Origin of the sequence: Alishewanella maricola (genome assembly GCF_016343785.1) — a bacterium.
In the GTDB taxonomy this organism is placed as follows: Bacteria; Pseudomonadota; Gammaproteobacteria; order Enterobacterales; family Alteromonadaceae; genus Alishewanella; species Alishewanella maricola.
Genome location: NZ_JAEINI020000001.1, coordinates 231,280 through 248,170, shown reverse-complemented (window position 1 = coordinate 248,170; position 16,891 = coordinate 231,280). Strand labels below are relative to the sequence as shown.

The following is a 16,891-nucleotide window of genomic DNA, read 5'->3' as shown; positions in this document are numbered from 1 at the left end:
ATAGCTTAGATTTTTAATGTAGCTGATAATGCGCTAACAGTGCTGCAAATTTACTCGGTTCTAACGGCTTTAACAAGATATCATCCATACCTGCTTTTTTAAATTCGGCAATTTCTGCCGGTAACGCATGCGCGGTAAACGCTAATATGGGTGTATGTTGATATCCGGGTAAAGCTCGCAACTGTTTCGCTACTTCGATACCCGACATATCAGGCAAACGAATATCTAATAAAATCATATCAAATTGCTGATGCAAGCACAGCTGTAACACCTGCTTACCGGTTAACGCTGAAGCGAGCTGCACAGGTTTGTTTTGCAGCAGGATATTAATAAAAGCTTGGTTCGTTTCATTGTCGTCGACCACTAATAAACTTTTATGCCGCTGGCTTTTTAACACCTCGACAGCGTGTTGCTGTAGCATCATTAAACTAAATTCTGAACTCGCTATGCAAGGCAATAGTGCTTGCCAATGCGATAACGTTAACTCTGGAGCAAAAGCTTGTATGTTAATACTGGCTTGATAAGAGGAAATTAATTGCTGCCACGCTTCATTGGGTTGTTCTGCCGGCAAAAACATTAATAACCGCTGTGGCGCTGTCTGCTCTAATTTGCGTTTTAACTCGGAAAAATGACTGCAAGCACTTACCTGCACCGCTTGGCTAGCTAAGCCTGCTAAACGACCCTGTAGCCTGTCGCTATCTTGATCAAACACCAGTAAGCGATCGACCGGACTACTAAAGGTCACCCCTTGAAGCGCAACCGGAAAACGCAAGCGAATACTTGAGCCGAGCCCTTCTAATGATTGCACCTGTAACTCAGCCTGTAACAACTTAGCCATCAATTGTAATAGGGTTACATCCACATCGCGCCATTGCCAGTTTGACGATTTGGCCTGGCTGATATGCTCAATAATATGCGCAGGTAAACCATTGCCATCACAGCTCAGATGCAGCAGCAGATGAGGCTGCGCTGTGGCTTCTAAGGTCACTCGGCACAAAATACGCTGAGTATTCTCAGAGCGTACCGCCAACAACAACATCGCTTGTAAACTGGCTTGTAGCACTTCCTCGTCTAACAATACATCAAAATTTATATTATCTGGGCCTTCTACCCAATCAATACTGGTTCCTTGAGCCAGGATCTTATGCAAAGCACCAAACTGTTGCGGTAACCAATGCACCAGCGATAACGGATCTTTTTTTAAACTACGCGGATTAAACTGAAAGAGACCATACAAAAAATGCAACCGCAATAACGTTTGAAACACTGCCACTGATAATTGCTCTTGTCGCTGCCACAGTAATTTACAGTGCTGTAACCAAGCTGACATTTGTTGGCGCAGTATGTCAGCCTGCTCGGTCAAGACGCTGCTTTGTTGTTGTTGGGCTGTACATTGCTGCTGCAAAAATTGCTGCTGTTGCGCCGCATTCTCTAACTGCTGTTGCAAACTCAGTTGCTGTTGCTCTGCCTGTACACGCCAGTCAAGTAACGCCCGTACATCAGACGGCACATTCGACAGCCCACGGGTTTCGGTATCAACGGCGGTCAGGCGATCTAGCCATAAGTTACGTTGTTGTTGCCAAAGATAGACCAGCCATAACGTTAGCATAAAAAACACAGTAAAAATTAACCCACTAATACTCAGAGGTAACAGCACTGACGGCCAAGTTTCGGCGGTTTCAGGTAGGATTAATAGAAAAGCATCGGGCGTTTTAAAATGATCAAATTGGCCTGACGCGGCAGACCAAATCATCAACGGTTGTAAAGCCACACGACCTTGCTCAGTTTGTAACAACTGATATTGCCGACTTTGCGTTTCAATTTTAGATGGTAATGCGGTCAAAGCGCCGGTGCTGGCTAATTGTATGCCATCAGATTGATAGACGCCGAGTGCGGCAATCGGTAGTAAGGCGCTGAACTGTAATTCATTAAGATGGGAACTAAGTTGCTCAGCCGACGTTTGTAATAACAAGGGTTTTAAACTGATTTTTAACAGATCGGCATATTGCTGCAGCTGGCGCTGCGCCTGTTGATCAGCAACGCGGACTTGCCAGCTAAATAAGACGGCCGCCAACATAAGGCAGGCGGCGACATAGATAAGCGTAAGATTTCGGAAAAGCTGCGTCAACATTGTGCTCTTTAAGCATAATAAAGACGGTTACTATATGACTTAAGGCTAATAGTAACAAGTCAAACCAGAATACTTAGGCTTTTTTAACTAAAAGTGCAATTCTACGCCGGCAAAAGCGCCTTTAAATTGTAAATCGGCGTACAAATCATCGATATCATCCAAACGTAAATCGACTGTGCGATAACCCACTTTCAAGCGAAGATCTATCAGCAGATTGTCAACCAGCTGGTAGCCAATTCCCGCTTGAGCATCATATAAATGACTGTCTTGCCAGCGCGTAGCATTCGCCGTTGCAAATACATCTAACCCCGTACCAAGGATACCAATACGCGTATCGACATACAGCATCGGCACCACTTGGTTAATATCTTGAATCGTTCCAACGGAAGCTGAACGGGCTACGGCATAGCCTTTTAAATGTTTCGCAGTGACACCTAAATCTAGGGTGATTAAGCCATTATCTAACACTTCATAATACAAGACATAATCCGTACTGCTGAGATCCAGCTCAGTGGCTATGTTAGTACCTTGAATGTAATTGACGCCACCAAAAGTAAAAGTGCTATTGAGCAGTGTATTACCTTGTGTTTCCAAGGTTTGATATTGAATACGCAAATTAGGCAGTAGCGGCAACGGGTGCTCTAACGCCAAGTAAAAAGATTGCTGAGATGCATCTTCAAAGTTAAAGGCCTGTGTTTGCTCAGAATTAGCGAAACCACCATTCACTTGAGTTTGCCAGTAATCGGCACCGGCATAGAGACCTAATACGGTATCTGCTTGCACTGTCGTGCTGAGCAACAACAATGAACCTATTACACCCACACACTTTTTCATTTTACTATCCTTGTATTAACAACTCTGACAAATCAATTAATGCCGCATTAGCGCGTGAAATATAATTAGCCATCACTAAACTATGATTGGCCAGCACCCCAAAACCACTCCCGTTTAACACCATAGGGCTCCAAATCGGTTGCTGTGTCGCTTCCAGTTCGCGAATAATTTGCTGCAAACTGACCATGGCATTACGACGTTCTAATACATCAGCAAAATCAACCTCAATCGCCCGCAGGTATTGTAATAACGCCCAGGTCGCACCACGGGCTTCGTAAAATTCATCATCCAATTTCCACCAACTGGTTTTTAACCACTGTTTTTCGGGGGTCGTTGTTGATTGACGTGCGGCAGCATCACCCGCTAAATCCGTATTTAAACGCTCTTGCCCTACACTTGCGCTTAAGCGTTGCGAATAACTGCCCAAGCGCTTTTCAACGTTTTTTAGCCAGTCGCGTAAATTATCCGCGCGAGCATAAAACTGGCTATCGTTCTGTTTTGGATCCATTAAAGCTTGCCGATACATATAAAACTGTTCAATTGCTTTACGGTATTCTGATTCGGCGCTGGGTAACATCCAGCTTTGATGATCAATATTTAATTGCGGCTGCGCCACTTTAAGAAATGCATTTTCGGCCGATTGGGATTGCGAACGGCTGAAATCTTTACGCAGTGCTAGCGCTAGATCACGTGACATTTCTAGTACACCAAATTCCCATGCTGGCATATTGTCTAGCAAGCTAAAAGGCGGTAAGACATCATTTGCCATATAACCGCCCGGCTTGTTTAACAGAGTTTCACTTACTTGAATTAAAGCGGTAGTGGTACTGTAGCCAGCAACACGCTGCTGCTCAGTGCTAATGCTGTTTGTTGCAGTAGCGGGTAACACCATGGCAGGTTCTCGACTAACCCACCAACTGAGCATCCAAAACAACAATAACAAGATAATGGCAGACCAACTGCCAATCATAGATTTATTCATGGTTTCTCCTATCGGCGTGGCATGGCCACTAACGGGAATGCAAACTGTAACTGGCTTCCGTCTTTAAATTGAAGAGTGACCGGTACCGTTTCACCAATCACCAGCGGTTGCGTTGGCGTAAACATCATCATATGCAAACCGCCTGGGGCAAAAATCAAGCGCGCACCGGCATCGACTTCAATGCTAGCTACTTCAACCATGCGCATCATGCCATCTTGTTCGATATGTTGGTGTAGTTCAATTACCTCAAAAGCGGGACTACTGGCAGAGACTAACTCAATGGATTTTGTTGAGTCATTTTGCAATTGAAAGTAACCTGCTGTTACCGTGCGACCGGGCAAGGGCGCACGCACTTCTGCTTGGGTTAACTGCAGTTCAGCTGCACTTAATGCCGCACTGGCTAAACACAAAGCACTGCAACACATGAAGAAAAAATATCGCATCTTACTGATCCTTGCTGGTTTGACCTGCCTTTATCTTACACCAAAACCACTACAGCGACAGTGTAAATCCGGTTTTGATCCGTGCAGCTTGCTCAATCGTTGGCGTTTTTTTGCGACGAGGCTTGCTAAAGCGCCACACCACTAAAGCCGGTAACATGCCTAAAATAAAGCCAAGTAACGGCATAATGTAAATCAACAGCAGAGTATCATGTTGAAATAACATCATTTGCCACCTGCCTTATGATTAAACAGGCGGTTTAACGGATTTAAGAATGGCATAGACGGCTCCTTGCTTAAGCATCATCCTAGAATCAGGAACATGCCTAAGTTGTTTCAAGTGCCGTGCCAGTAAACAGCAAAACCATAAGGCTATGAATTATATATAAAAAAATAAAGTCAGCGAAATGCTAAGGTGATTACTCGATAGCTGAAAATAAAAAAAGTGGCGAAAATCACCACTTTTTTAAGATTTAGCTTACTCAGGTACTTTGGCCAAAGCCGCTTCAAGTAAGGTCGGAGTCGCGCTGCTGAGATGGCCTTGCTCACTGAGTAAACGTCGCCACTGACGTGCTCCCGGTAAGCCCTGAAATAGCCCGAGCATATGCCTAGCGATATGCCAAAACCGCGCACCTTGCTGCATCTGCTGCTCTATATAAGGTAACATCTGCCGCACGAGTTGATGCTGCGAAAGTACTGGATGCGCATCGCCATATAGCTGCGCATCCACTTCGCTCAACATGTAAGGGTTAGTGTAGGCTTCTCGCCCAATCATCACACCATCAAGTTGTTTTAAATGTGTCGCGGCCTCAGCTAAAGTTTTAATACCGCCGTTAATACTGATATCTAAAGCCGGGAAATCCTGTTTTAACTGATAAACTCGACCATAATTAAGCGGTGGAACTTCACGATTCTCTTTTGGGCTTAAGCCCTTTAACCACGCTTTACGCGCATGGATAACAAACTGCTGACACCCCGCATCCGCCACAATTTGCACAAAATCTTGTAAAAATTGATATTCATCTGAATCATCAATACCAATACGTGTTTTTACTGTAATAGGAATCGCAACCTTATCTTGCATGGCTTTCACACAATCAGCTACTAGTTGTGGCTGTGCCATAAGACAGGCGCCAAACATACCGTTTTGCACGCGATCTGATGGGCAACCAACATTAATATTGATTGCATCATAACCACGCTGTTCCGCCAGTTTAGCGCAAGTGGCCATATCTTTTGGAACAGAGCCGCCTAATTGCAATACCAACGGATGTTCTTGTTCGTTATAGCCAAGGTAATCGCCTTTACCGTGAATAATGGCACCGGTAGTGACCATTTCGGTGTACAACACTGCATGCTGGCTCATTAAACGATGAAAATAACGACAATGCTGATCGGTCCAATCGAGCATGGGGGCAACAGAGAGTCGTTGCGGTAACAGTTTTAGCGTCAAAGCAGGAAGTCCTCTTAACAGAGCAATTAGGCATGTACCAAATAGCTAGTGAGTTTTTTCACCATAGGCAGTACCAATAACAAGGTAGGAAAAGCAATTACCCAAGACAAACCCCAAGCGGATAACCAGCCAGAAAAGGTAAATGCAGGCCACCCCAGACTACTTAGCGTACTCACCAAGGACACAATACAGGTCATCATAATAGATAATAACAAGGGCATAACCAGCCCTGCCGTTTTCGCGGGTAATCGAGGCATAAAATTTTTATTTATCTCTACAAACGAGTGAATGACTCACCAATAAAACCGTTGGCAATTATACCAAAAACCTAAGCAGAAAGCAGTTGTTGTCAGCAAGCATATAACATTAGCTAGCAACATGCTCAAGCTGGCAGTGTGCAAGCAATATGGTACACTGACAACAGAAATGGAGTGGAGACTAAGTATGTCAACTGAGAGTTTAGTGTCACGAGCCAAAGCCATCTGTGTGCAAAATGGCGCGCGCTTTACCGCGATCCGGGAAAAGGTCTTTCGTTTAATGGCCGAAAACCAAGGGGGCCAAGGTGCTTATGATTTATTAGAGCAGTTAAAACAAAGTGAACCCGCCGCGAAACCGGCAACTATCTATCGCGCTTTAGAGTTTCTGACAGAACAAGGTTTTATCCACAAAATTGAATCTAGCAACGCCTTCATGTTGTGTCATCATTTTGAAAAACACCACCCTGCACAGTTACTGATTTGCGAAGTGTGTGGCAATGTTACCGAATTGCACTCTAGCGCTTTGCAAACCGAATTTAGCCGTCAAGCGGCCCTGCAAGGATTTGATATTCACCATCAAACCATCGAAGCAAGAGGTAAGTGTCGGAATTGCCGTGAAAATTAAGTATCTTGCGAGTAATCATGCTTGTATTACACTAAAAAAACTTCTAGGCTTAGTATTGCGTGTTAGGCGAACGCTTGTATAAACCCCAAAGGCATTTACATGAATGTTGAATACGTAAACCCATTTTTGTCCTCTTTGGTCAATGTGTTATCGACAATGGCCAATACCAAAATTGTGCCTGGACAGCCTCGCATTAAAAAGAATGAAATTGCAAATGGCGATGTCTCTGGTTTAATTGGCATGGTTGGCCCCACCATGAAGGGGTCTTTTTCGGTTAGCTTTGATGAGTCGTTAGCCATTGAAATTATGTTTCGGATGCTAGGCGAGCGGCCAACAAAAATAGATGCCGATGTTACTGATATGGTCGGTGAGATCACGAACATGGTTACCGGCGGCGCTAAGCGGATGTTAGGTGAAAAAGGCTACGAATTTACCATGGCAACACCGATTGTTGTTTCTGGCAAAAGCCACACTATTACTCATCGCTGCGATGGCCCAACGATCTTAATGCCGTTCACTTCAGACTTTGGCAAAGTGCACATTGAAGTGACCTTTGATAAATAGCTCGAACGCTAAAACGGCTGGGCTCTCTCAGCCGTTATCACCTAAATACTGATATTGCACGCGTGGTGTAATATTACACAGCAATTCATAAGCGATAGTTTCTGCCTGAGCAGCCACTCGTTCTATCGCTAGTTCGGGCCCCCACAACACTGCTTCATCACCAATCTTATCTTTGCAGAAATGACCTAAATCAACGGTAATCATATCCATCGATACCCTACCTGCTAAAGGCACTTCACGGCCATTTAGCCACACCGGCGTGCCATTGGCTGCATGCCGGGGATAGCCATCACCATAACCCACCGCGATCACGCCGATAAAAGTATCTGTTTTTGCTCGCCAAAGCCCAGCATAACCGACAGTGTCACCTGCCTTAACCTTACGGATAGCAATTAAACGGCTACTTAAACGCATCACAGGCTGCAATTGATGATCCGCCCCCTGTTTACCAACAAAAGGTGAAATACCATGCAGCATTAAGCCGGGTCTAACCCATTGGCCATGCGTGGCAGGCCAGGCTAAAATTGCCGCAGAATTGGCTAAACTGTGTTGCTCGGCTTTATCGGCACACAGCTGTTGAAATAATGCGAGCTGCTTCGAAGTGGTTGCTGAATCAAGTTCATCAGCGCAACTAAAATGACTCATCAAACGAATGCCGGGCAACACATTAGAGCATTGCCACAAACGTCGATACACATTATCAACTTCAGCTGGGTCAATGCCCAAACGGTGCATACCCGTATCAATTTTCAGCCAAACCTTTAATTGGCCTTCTAACGGGGTCTGCTCTAAGGCTTGCAGTTGCAGCTCGTTATGAACAATAGTTTGCAGGTTATTGGCTAATAATAAGGGTAACTCTGCCGCCTCGTAAAACCCTTCTAACAACACTATGGGTTTAACAATACCCGCGGTTCGCAAAGCGAGTGCCTCATCAATCCGCGCTACGGCAAAAGCATCAGCGGCAGTCAGTTTTTGTGCCACCTTCACTAAACCATGACCATAGGCATTGGCTTTTAATACTGCGAGCACCTGACTGTCTGGCGCTAATTGCTTCACCCGCTGTAAATTCTGTTGTAACGCCAGCAGATCGATCTGCGCAACAGGACGCCGACTCATTAATACTCGTCCTCAAAACGAGCACTGCCGGCATAATTATCAAAGCGCGAGTAATGGCCATGAAAGGTTAAGCGCACTTTGCCGATGGGGCCATTCCGCTGTTTACCGATGATGATTTCCGCCAAACCTTTATCTTGGCTTTCATCGTTGTACACTTCATCTCGGTAAATAAACATAATCAAGTCGGCATCTTGCTCAATAGAGCCCGATTCACGTAGGTCTGAGTTTACCGGTCTTTTATCTGCCCGCTGCTCTAACGAGCGGTTTAACTGCGACAAGGCTACCACCGGCACTTTTAATTCTTTGGCCAGCGCTTTTAATGAACGAGAGATTTCAGCAATTTCTAAGGTGCGGTTTTCTGACATACCTGGCACCGTCATTAACTGCAGATAGTCGACCATGATCATACTCAGGCCACCGTGCTCTCGGGCAATGCGTCGTGCCCGCGAACGCACTTCTGTTGGGGTTAAACCTGATGCATCATCAATATACATTTTGCCTTTGCTGTTTAGTAACTCAATGGCGGATGATAAGCGTGCCCAATCTTCATCTTCTAATTGGCCGGTGCGTACCTTAGTTTGATTGATCCGGCCCAACGAGGCCAACATCCGCATCATGATTTGGTCGGCGGGCATCTCTAAGCTGAAAATTAATACTGGCTTATCACTGGTAATCGCAGCATGTTCACACAGGTTCATCGCAAAGGTGGTTTTACCCATCGATGGACGTGCCGCCACGATAATTAAATCGGAAGGCTGCAAACCATTGGTCATTTTATCTAAATCGGTGTAACCCGAAGAAAGCCCCGTCACACCCGTTTGCGGGCTACGGTATAACGCATCGATTTTATCAATGGTCTTCGCCAAGATATTATTAATTGGCTCAGGACCTTCATTAGCATTGGCGCGTTGCTCGGCAATTTTAAACACTTTGGTTTCGGCAAAGTCGAGCAATTCGGCACTGGTACGCCCTTGCGTATCATAGCCGGCATCGGCAATATCATGCGCGACTGAGATCATGTCGCGCACCACAGCACGCTCACGGACGATCTCCGCATAGGCCATAATGTTGGCGGCACTGGGCGTGTTTTTAGCTATTTCGCCCAAGTAGGCAAAACCACCAATATCATCTAATTGTTGATTGGCTTCTAAGGCTTCTGAAACAGTAATTAAGTCTATCGGCTGATTGGCTTCAGCTAAGCGTGACATCGCACTGAAAATAAAACGGTGCGAGCGTAAATAGAAGTCTTGCTCCACCACTTTTTCTGAGACGCGATCCCAGGCTTCATTGTCTAACATCATGCCACCAAGCACAGACTGTTCAGCTTCAATAGAATGCGGCGGCATCTTTATGGCGGCGACTTGCTTATCTTTTACGTTACTCATAGGGTGTTCAAACTGCCGAGGGGGAAATAACAGAATACTGTCTGTCATGCTAACCTGCAGCGCGCAGAAGTCAAAGTAAAGTCTGAAAAAATCTTAGGGTAATGCGGGGTGTAATTCAGAGTAAAATAGCAAGTTGGAACGAGGAGTAGAGGAAAGCACACCGCCGCAGGGCAGTGTGCTTAATGCCTTAGGCTTCAGCGATCACAACAACTTTGATTGTTGCGATAACTTCAGCGTGTAACTGCAGATCGATTTCGAACTCGCCAGTTTCACGTAAAGTACCGTTTGGTAATTTAACTTCAGCTTTAGAAACAGCAACACCGGCTTCAGTGATCGCATCAGCGATATCACGAGTACCGATAGAACCGAACAGCTTGCCTTCGTCACCCGCTTTAGAAGCGATAGTCACTTCTGCAAGCTCAGTGATTTTTGCTGCACGCTCAGTTGCCGCAGCTAAATCAGTGGCCAATTTGGCTTCTAATTCAGCACGACGTGCTTCAAATTTCTCAATGTTAGCCTGAGTTGCTGGCACTGCTTTACCCTGTGGGAATAAGAAGTTGCGAGCATAACCAGACTTAACAGTTACATTGTCACCTAAACCACCAAGGTTCGAGACTTTGTCTAACAAAATAATTTGCATTGTCTATACCCCTCTGTATTAGCTGTGTGAGTCGCTGTATGGTAACAGGGCCAGGTAACGCGCACGCTTAATAGCGCGAGCTAACTGACGCTGATATTTAGCGCTAGTGCCAGTAATACGGCTAGGTACGATCTTGCCGCTTTCAGTAACGTAGTTCTTCAGAACGGCGGTATCTTTGTAATCAATCTCTACAGTGCCTTCTGCAGAAAAACGGCAGAATTTACGGCGACGGAAAAAACGTGACATTTGTCTGTCTCCTAACTTAATTGTTCAATCTGTTGCGCATGCAGGACCAGTTTAGCCTGACCACTGCGATTCTGATGTCGGTTTAAAAAACCTGCCACCCGAACCTGATTGCCCAACGTCAAATGCTGAGCTTGTTGCTGTAACACGGTACCGCTAAGAACAACCTGCATTCGCACATAAGCTTGCCGGTTTAACCCCGACTCTTGTTGCATACTGCGGTGTTCTAAGGTTAATACAGTGTGCGGAATACCCGCCGGACTCTCACTGCGTTCAGGGTGCCGACATATGGCGCCACTAAGCACAAAGTAATTGTCCATTAACAACTTACTCGTCGTTTGCTACTTGCTCTTCAGATTCACGAGGAGCACGATCACGGCGCTCATCACGTACCTTTGCCATTGGTGATGGCTCGATTACTGCACCATTAGTGCGCATAACCAGGTTACGTAAAACAGCGTCGTTGTAGCGGAAGTTAGTTTCCAGCTCATCGATCACAGTCTGTGGTGCTTCCACGTTCATTAACACATAGTGTGCTTTATGTAACTTTTGGATTGGGTAAGCCAGTTGACGACGACCCCAATCTTCAAGACGGTGGATAGTACCGCCAGCTTCTTTGATCGAACCAGTGTAACGTTCAATCATACCAGGCACTTGTTCACTCTGATCAGGGTGAACCATAAAAACGATTTCGTAATGACGCATTGTAGCTCCTTACGGTTAGTAAGCCTCGGGGGAACTCGGCCGGGTTCTCATAAAGGCAAGGAACGTGAGTTGAATGGCCGAAGGTCGCGTATTTTACGGAGTTAGCGGATAAATAACAAGCATTGATATGAGCATGACCAAAATACTTCAGAAAAACCCCGTTCGCAGTCGCCGCACGGGGTTATTTCAAAGGTCAAAACCGATTAAAGCGTGTTTACGGGTAGCACTTTACAACGTGCCGCAGTGAGCAAAGCGCTGTTACCCGAAGCGGGATGTTGGATCAGGCAGCCTCGTACTGACTTCAGTAAAACAAACCGATAAGCCGGCAAGGCATGCCGGCCATCTAAAGGGTTACCCTTAGCATCTAAGGGCATCCGCTGGCTAATATACAGTTCAGCTTGCTGCATAAAGACATCATCGGCCAGTATTACTGAGTTTCCCCCCACGATGTCGGTTATAAAGGCTGACAGCTGTTGTTTTAAGACGGCATCAACAGCCTCCTCTAGTACCGCTGGCTCAGCCGCTCGACTTAACTGGCAACCACTTAACATCAGCACTAAAGATGCACCGATTAACAGCAGGCGTTTCACGGTTGTTGCTCCGCAGGTGCCAGCTCAGTAATCACTTTGTTGTGCAAGATAACATCACGATAGCGAGGATCTAACAGCGGCATACCACCGCTCAAAGAGGCTTCGCCAGTCGTCGATTGTACGTTGCTCGTCGCACTGGCTTGGCCTACGGCCAACGGTGGACAACTGTTATTTTGAGCATAATATAACGCCGCAGAAAGTAAGCGTTCACTGGGATCGCCCAGCGGTTTACTGAAATCATCATTCAAAGCACAGCCTTTCACGTCGGCCGCAAACACTGGGTTATTTTTAGGAATGAATCCATCCGCATATTCGCCAAAGCCTTGCGCATTGACGCCGGTAAACTGAATAGTAAAGTAGGTTGTACCGCAGTTATCTGTTGGATAAAAACCGTAAGGCTTACCACAGGTCTTATTACCGACCAAGATCACCTCGACGTTGATGCCTCGCAAACCGTTGATCAGCGCTTCACTAGCAGAGCAAGTGTTACCGGTACTTAAAATAAATACCCGGCTTAAATTTAAAGAAGGCAAGTCGGTGTTAGTCAGTCGATTACCTTCGTAATCGATTACTTTAGAATAAAACGGGATTGGCGCTAAGCTCGCCCCCGTGATCGGATTCGTGTTGGGATACTTATCATTAAAGATAGTTCGTTCAAAAAACTGGTTTTGAATAATCGCAGGCCCCGTAACCATATAGCCAAGCTGTGAAGCTAAAGCTAACAAACCACCGCCGTTGTAGCGTAGGTCAATGACCAAATCTTTGACGTTAGCACTAGCAAATTGCTGTACCGCACTGATCAACTGCGGCTGAGCAGGTGCGATATGCGTATTAAACTGCATATAACCCACTTTACCGGTTGGTGTGTCTAGTACCGCCACATTTTGTACTGCCGAAGTACTGACATTCGCCGAGGTCATGCTGACCGTTTTACGAGTGCCATCGACCGCAGTAAACACAAAGTTAAAGGTTAAACCCGTTTCTGATGGAAAAAGCGCGCGGTTGAGTAAATCGACCCCGGCTTCAGAATTATCATTCACAAAGTCAACACCATTGATACTGACCAATTGATCACCGCGCGCTAAGCCGGCGTTTCGCGCCGGAGAATTAGGCTCGGTATAAGCAATGGTGATAGAGCGAGGTGGGCTATTTCGGCCAAAAGACCATTTAATACCGTAACCTGCGGTCACGCCCGCTTGGGTTTGTTGTTGATATTCAGCGGTGACTTCGGTGAAATGAAAATTGTCTTTAGGGGATCCCGAATCGGTCAATTGCTCGGTTCTGAGCAAGTCGAAATAGTTAGCGACCGAAAAAGGCGCAGGATCACGATCCGCGACTTCTCGATACCATAAATAACTGTTATTGGTCCAAGAACGCAGCCACATTTTTTCATGCATACTGCTACCCGCACGATCGGGATAGGCTTCGTTACTGAACGGATCAATACCGCTTCGAGGTGTCTGGCAATAGTTTTTTAAGGTGCTTTCGGCAGGATATTGACCCGCGATCCACGTGGGTGGGGTAACACCGCTGCCGCCGCCTGAGCCAGAACCGCCACCGCTGGTAGGGGTTGAACTACCACCGCCTCCGCCGCCACAAGCCGTTAAACTTAAAGCAGCGCAAGACATCAGTATAGCTGTTGCAATAATTTTGCGATCCATAAACAAACCCTCGATTTAGCACCATAAAACCGACAAAGATAAATTTACCAAAACTTAACATGGCTATTTAGCGTTATCAAGTGTGTTTACGCTAAGTGAGGGCGCTAGGATCGGCTAAGCCCGGTTATTGAGCACGTTGACGTACCGCTTCAAATAAACAAATACCCGTCGCAACCGAAACATTTAAGCTAGAAACACTGCCAAACATCGGAATTTTTACCAATACATCACAGGTTTCCCGCGTTAAACGGCGCAGTCCCTCCCCCTCAGCGCCTAACACTAAGGCTAATGGCCCTTGCAAATCAGCTTGATAGACTAAGGTTTCTGTTTCGCCAGCCGTACCCACTACCCATACCCCAGCTTCTTGCAGTTGACGTAAAGTACGCGCTAAGTTAGTCACAGTAATAAAAGGCACGCTTTCAGCGGCGCCGCAGGCCACTTTTCGAACCACTGAGGTGAGCTTAACAGAGCGATCTTTAGGCGCAATCACCGCATGCACACCGGCGGCATCAGCACTGCGCAAAATAGCGCCTAAATTGTGTGGATCGGTGACACCGTCTAACACTAATAAAAACGGTTTAGTTTGGCTATCTAACAAGGCGGCCAGATCAGCTTCATTGCCACCACTGCTTAAACGCGCTTTAGCCACAATACCTTGATGCTGACCACCCGTCATATCATCTAAAGTGCGGCGATTGCAGAACTGGATAGAAATGCCTGCTTGCCGCGCTTGTTGCAACAACGGTTGCATTCTTTTGTCTTCGCGATCTTTTAACGCGAAAATTTCTAATACATCGGCTGGCGTACGTTCTAATATCGCGCTAACCGCGTGAAAACCAAATACAACATCATTACTCATGTTTATCGTCACTCATCTAGCCTTACGGCCTTTATTTCTTTTTGGCACGCCGTGGCTTTTTCGCCGCCGTGGCTTTGGCTTTTACGGTTTTTTTCGCGGCCGCCGCTTTAGGCTTTTTCGCTTTGCTACCGGTGTTTTGCATTTTCGCTTCAAAGGCAGCATTACGGCTGGCTTTCACTTTACGACCTGACACCTTCGTATGCTCAACGCCCACCATGGCTAAATCAATTTTTCGCGCTTCAAGGTTAACGGCAACCACTTTCACTTGCACCAGATCGCCCATACGATAACTGACACCAGAGTGTTCACCGGTTAAGACTTGGCGCTCTGCATCAAACCGATAGTAATCGTTGTTTAACGACGTAACATGCACCAAACCTTCGATATACAAATCGCTTAAGCGCACAAATAAACCAAAGTTAGTAACCGTTGATACCACACCGGCAAACTCACTGCCTAAATGATCTTGCATGTATTCACACTTTAGCCAATCGGCGACTTCACGCGTTGCATCATCCGCACGGCGTTCTGTCATCGAACATTGTTCACCTAAGGGCGCAATTTCTTTTTCAGTGTAGGCTTTTGGCCCCGTCACCGGTTGTTGCTGTTTGGCTAATAACGCCTTAATGGCGCGATGCAATACCAGATCCGGGTAACGGCGTATCGGTGAAGTGAAGTGCGCATACGCTTCCAGCGCTAACCCAAAGTGACCTTGGTTATCCCCTTGATAAACAGCTTGCTTCATCGAACGCAGCATCGTCATTTCGATCAACTCGCGATCGGGACGATCAGCTAACGCGGCTAAGGTGGTGGTTAACTCTAATGGCGTGGGTTCAGCTGATAAATTGGCTTCGATACCCAATTCGGCTAAAAAGCGCCGGAAATTAGCAAAACGATCACTATCGGGGCGTTCATGTACGCGGAATAACGCATGCGCTTCATGCTTTTCAATAAAGCGGGCAGACGCCACGTTCGCCATGATCATACATTCTTCAATAATCTTGTGCGCTTCGTTACGATGCACCGGCACAATCTGTTCAATCTTGCGATGGCTATTAAAGATAAAGCGCGTTTCAACCGTTTCGAATTCAATAGCGCCTCGCTGTGCACGAACTTTAGCAAGCTTTTTATACAAGCTGTACAGCGTTTCTAAATTGGTCAGTTGCTCAGCATATTCCTGCCTTAACTTGGCATCGCCCTGTAAAATGGCGTGTACTTTATTATAAGTAAAACGCGCCGCTGAATGCATGACCGCTTCATAAAATTGGTAGCTTTCTAATTTACCTTGACTGCTAATTTGCATTTCACAGACTAAGCACAGTCGATCAGTATGCGGGTTCAGTGAACACAAACCATTTGAAAGTGCTTCTGGTAACATCGGCACCACATGGTCAGGGAAATACACCGAGTTACCACGCTCTAAGGCACTGTGATCAAGTGCAGTACCAAATTTCACATAGGCACTGACATCGGCAATGGCAACCCAAAGCGTCCAGCCGCCATTATCTTTGGCTTTGGCATAAACCGCATCATCAAAATCACGAGCATCTTCACCATCAATCGTCACTAAAGGCAGTGCCGTTAAATCAATACGCCCTTGCTTAGCGGCAGCAGGAACTTCTTCGCCATATTCGGCCACTTGGGCTAATACTGCGTCAGAGAAAACATGCGGAATTTGATGATTACGAATAGCGACTTCGATTTCCATACCCGGCGCCATATGCTCGCCCAGTACTTCAATTACGCGACCCGTTGCACTAACCCGTTTCGAGGGCCGCTGGCTAATTTCAACCAAGACAACTTGGCCATGTCGTGCCGCGCCCTGCTGGCCATCAGGAATAATGATATCCTGACAGATCCTTGCATCATCGGGTACCACCACACAGATGGCAGAATCTTTGTAATAGCGGCCAACAATGGGCTCGCTGCGGGGCTCAAGCACGCGTACCACGCGCGCTTCCACTTTATCTTTGCTTTTGATGGTGGTGGCCGTCGCCAACACCAAGTCACCGGGGATCACCCGCTGCATTTCATGAAAAGGCAGATACCAATCAGGGCCGCCTTGTTCTAATTTGATAAAACCAAAACCGTCACGGTGACCAATCACGGTGCCCTTGACCAAATCCATGTGTTCAACCAAGCCATAACGCTTGCTCTTAGTGAACAACAATTGACCATCACGCTCCATCGCCCGTAAACGCTTTTTCAGGGCAAAAATGGCATCATCATCCGTTAAGGCTAATTCAGAGACGAGTTCTTCAAAGTAGGCAGGTTGTTGCCGTTTCTCAATATGCTCGAGAATAAATTCACGGCTGGGGATAGGGTTCTCGTATTTTTCTTGCTCACGCGCAAGATGCGGATCATTTACCGTCATTAATTAAACTTAGTTTTCCTTTTAATACTATT

Annotated in this window: 19 protein-coding genes; 2 read left to right on the top strand and 17 right to left on the bottom strand. The window is 46.3% G+C overall.

What is annotated here, in order from left to right; all coding sequences use genetic code 11:
- Nucleotides 1–13: 13 nt before the first annotated feature.
- From JAO78_RS01240 to JAO78_RS01210, 7 genes are all read right to left on the bottom strand, one after another.
- Nucleotides 14–2,077: a response regulator gene (locus JAO78_RS01240; protein ID WP_226749533.1), complete on the bottom strand. Its 2,064-nt coding sequence runs from the start codon at nucleotides 2,075–2,077 to the stop codon at nucleotides 14–16.
- Between the two features lie 141 nt (nucleotides 2,078–2,218).
- Nucleotides 2,219–2,965 (bottom strand): TIGR04219 family outer membrane beta-barrel protein, encoded by a 747-nt coding sequence (locus JAO78_RS01235; protein ID WP_226749532.1) that lies wholly within the window; start codon nucleotides 2,963–2,965, stop codon nucleotides 2,219–2,221.
- Nucleotides 2,966–2,969: 4 nt separating this feature from the next.
- Entirely contained in the window at nucleotides 2,970–3,947 is a 978-nt protein-coding gene (locus tag JAO78_RS01230; RefSeq protein WP_226749531.1) for a DUF2333 family protein, read from the bottom strand.
- Between the two features lie 8 nt (nucleotides 3,948–3,955).
- A complete protein-coding gene (locus JAO78_RS01225) occupies nucleotides 3,956–4,390 on the bottom strand; it encodes a copper chaperone PCu(A)C (RefSeq protein WP_226749530.1) in 435 nt (144 codons plus the stop codon).
- 49 nt (nucleotides 4,391–4,439) lie between these two features.
- On the bottom strand, nucleotides 4,440–4,616 hold the full coding sequence (locus JAO78_RS01220; protein WP_226749529.1) for a hypothetical protein: 177 nt from the start codon (nucleotides 4,614–4,616) through the stop codon (nucleotides 4,440–4,442).
- 249 nt (nucleotides 4,617–4,865) lie between these two features.
- Nucleotides 4,866–5,840, bottom strand: coding sequence for a tRNA dihydrouridine(20/20a) synthase DusA (gene dusA, locus JAO78_RS01215; protein ID WP_226749528.1), 975 nt, complete (start codon nucleotides 5,838–5,840; stop codon nucleotides 4,866–4,868).
- A 26-nt stretch (nucleotides 5,841–5,866) separates the two neighbouring features.
- Entirely contained in the window at nucleotides 5,867–6,097 is a 231-nt protein-coding gene (locus JAO78_RS01210) for a DUF2798 domain-containing protein (RefSeq protein ID WP_226749527.1), read from the bottom strand.
- A gap of 187 nt (nucleotides 6,098–6,284) precedes the next feature.
- Here JAO78_RS01210 and JAO78_RS01205 point away from each other — a divergent pair, with 187 nt between their 5' ends.
- Both JAO78_RS01205 and JAO78_RS01200 read left to right on the top strand, forming a co-directional pair.
- Nucleotides 6,285–6,722 carry a transcriptional repressor gene (locus tag JAO78_RS01205; RefSeq protein ID WP_226749526.1) on the top strand — a complete coding sequence of 146 codons (438 nt, stop codon included), beginning with the start codon at nucleotides 6,285–6,287 and terminating at the stop codon, nucleotides 6,720–6,722.
- A gap of 99 nt (nucleotides 6,723–6,821) precedes the next feature.
- A complete protein-coding gene (locus JAO78_RS01200; protein WP_226749525.1) occupies nucleotides 6,822–7,286 on the top strand; it encodes a chemotaxis protein CheX in 465 nt (154 codons plus the stop codon).
- A gap of 27 nt (nucleotides 7,287–7,313) precedes the next feature.
- Here JAO78_RS01200 and alr read toward each other — a convergent pair whose 3' ends face one another.
- From alr to rnr, 10 genes are all read right to left on the bottom strand, one after another.
- Nucleotides 7,314–8,402 carry an alanine racemase gene (gene alr / locus JAO78_RS01195; protein WP_226749524.1) on the bottom strand — a complete coding sequence of 363 codons (1,089 nt, stop codon included), beginning with the start codon at nucleotides 8,400–8,402 and terminating at the stop codon, nucleotides 7,314–7,316.
- On the bottom strand, nucleotides 8,402–9,787 hold the full coding sequence (gene dnaB, locus JAO78_RS01190) for a replicative DNA helicase (RefSeq protein WP_226749954.1): 1,386 nt from the start codon (nucleotides 9,785–9,787) through the stop codon (nucleotides 8,402–8,404). Before dnaB ends, alr begins: the two co-directional genes overlap by 1 nt.
- A 187-nt stretch (nucleotides 9,788–9,974) precedes the next feature.
- The gene (gene rplI, locus JAO78_RS01185) at nucleotides 9,975–10,427 is read right to left on the bottom strand and encodes a 50S ribosomal protein L9 (RefSeq protein ID WP_226749523.1); all 453 of its coding nucleotides are present in this window, start codon (nucleotides 10,425–10,427) and stop codon (nucleotides 9,975–9,977) included.
- 18 nt (nucleotides 10,428–10,445) lie between these two features.
- A complete protein-coding gene (rpsR, locus tag JAO78_RS01180; RefSeq protein WP_008218940.1) occupies nucleotides 10,446–10,673 on the bottom strand; it encodes a 30S ribosomal protein S18 in 228 nt (75 codons plus the stop codon).
- Between the two features lie 11 nt (nucleotides 10,674–10,684).
- Entirely contained in the window at nucleotides 10,685–10,990 is a 306-nt protein-coding gene (gene priB / locus JAO78_RS01175; protein ID WP_226749522.1) for a primosomal replication protein N, read from the bottom strand.
- A gap of 7 nt (nucleotides 10,991–10,997) precedes the next feature.
- Entirely contained in the window at nucleotides 10,998–11,375 is a 378-nt protein-coding gene (gene rpsF, locus JAO78_RS01170; protein WP_226749521.1) for a 30S ribosomal protein S6, read from the bottom strand.
- A gap of 203 nt (nucleotides 11,376–11,578) precedes the next feature.
- Nucleotides 11,579–11,965, bottom strand: coding sequence for a hypothetical protein (locus tag JAO78_RS01165; RefSeq protein WP_226749520.1), 387 nt, complete (start codon nucleotides 11,963–11,965; stop codon nucleotides 11,579–11,581).
- The gene (locus tag JAO78_RS01160) at nucleotides 11,962–13,626 is read right to left on the bottom strand and encodes a S41 family peptidase (RefSeq protein WP_226749519.1); all 1,665 of its coding nucleotides are present in this window, start codon (nucleotides 13,624–13,626) and stop codon (nucleotides 11,962–11,964) included. Before JAO78_RS01160 ends, JAO78_RS01165 begins: the two co-directional genes overlap by 4 nt.
- Nucleotides 13,627–13,750: 124 nt before the next feature.
- Nucleotides 13,751–14,485 (bottom strand): 23S rRNA (guanosine(2251)-2'-O)-methyltransferase RlmB, encoded by a 735-nt coding sequence (gene rlmB / locus JAO78_RS01155; protein WP_226749518.1) that lies wholly within the window; start codon nucleotides 14,483–14,485, stop codon nucleotides 13,751–13,753.
- Between the two features lie 31 nt (nucleotides 14,486–14,516).
- A complete protein-coding gene (gene rnr / locus JAO78_RS01150; protein WP_226749517.1) occupies nucleotides 14,517–16,859 on the bottom strand; it encodes a ribonuclease R in 2,343 nt (780 codons plus the stop codon).
- Nucleotides 16,860–16,891 lie beyond the last annotated feature (32 nt).

What these genes read in the sequence shown, in the direction of transcription:
- JAO78_RS01240 (WP_226749533.1), bottom strand. Translation starts at nt 2,077, where the DNA reads ATGTTGGCGGCCGTCTTATTTAGCTGGCAAGTCCGCGTTGCTGATCAA.
- JAO78_RS01235 (WP_226749532.1), bottom strand. Translation starts at nt 2,965, where the DNA reads ATGAAAAAGTGTGTGGGTGTAATAGGTTCATTGTTGTTGCTCAGCACG.
- JAO78_RS01230 (WP_226749531.1), bottom strand. Translation starts at nt 3,947, where the DNA reads ATGAATAAATCTATGATTGGCAGTTGGTCTGCCATTATCTTGTTATTG.
- JAO78_RS01225 (WP_226749530.1), bottom strand. Translation starts at nt 4,390, where the DNA reads ATGCGATATTTTTTCTTCATGTGTTGCAGTGCTTTGTGTTTAGCCAGT.
- JAO78_RS01220 (WP_226749529.1), bottom strand. Translation starts at nt 4,616, where the DNA reads ATGATGTTATTTCAACATGATACTCTGCTGTTGATTTACATTATGCCG.
- JAO78_RS01210 (WP_226749527.1), bottom strand. Translation starts at nt 6,097, where the DNA reads ATGCCTCGATTACCCGCGAAAACGGCAGGGCTGGTTATGCCCTTGTTA.
- JAO78_RS01205 (WP_226749526.1), top strand. Translation starts at nt 6,285, where the DNA reads ATGTCAACTGAGAGTTTAGTGTCACGAGCCAAAGCCATCTGTGTGCAA.
- JAO78_RS01200 (WP_226749525.1), top strand. Translation starts at nt 6,822, where the DNA reads ATGAATGTTGAATACGTAAACCCATTTTTGTCCTCTTTGGTCAATGTG.
- alr (WP_226749524.1), bottom strand. Translation starts at nt 8,402, where the DNA reads ATGAGTCGGCGTCCTGTTGCGCAGATCGATCTGCTGGCGTTACAACAG.
- dnaB (WP_226749954.1), bottom strand. Translation starts at nt 9,787, where the DNA reads ATGAGTAACGTAAAAGATAAGCAAGTCGCCGCCATAAAGATGCCGCCG.
- rplI (WP_226749523.1), bottom strand. Translation starts at nt 10,427, where the DNA reads ATGCAAATTATTTTGTTAGACAAAGTCTCGAACCTTGGTGGTTTAGGT.
- rpsR (WP_008218940.1), bottom strand. Translation starts at nt 10,673, where the DNA reads ATGTCACGTTTTTTCCGTCGCCGTAAATTCTGCCGTTTTTCTGCAGAA.
- priB (WP_226749522.1), bottom strand. Translation starts at nt 10,990, where the DNA reads ATGGACAATTACTTTGTGCTTAGTGGCGCCATATGTCGGCACCCTGAA.
- rpsF (WP_226749521.1), bottom strand. Translation starts at nt 11,375, where the DNA reads ATGCGTCATTACGAAATCGTTTTTATGGTTCACCCTGATCAGAGTGAA.
- JAO78_RS01160 (WP_226749519.1), bottom strand. Translation starts at nt 13,626, where the DNA reads ATGGATCGCAAAATTATTGCAACAGCTATACTGATGTCTTGCGCTGCT.
- rlmB (WP_226749518.1), bottom strand. Translation starts at nt 14,485, where the DNA reads ATGAGTAATGATGTTGTATTTGGTTTTCACGCGGTTAGCGCGATATTA.
- rnr (WP_226749517.1), bottom strand. Translation starts at nt 16,859, where the DNA reads ATGACGGTAAATGATCCGCATCTTGCGCGTGAGCAAGAAAAATACGAG.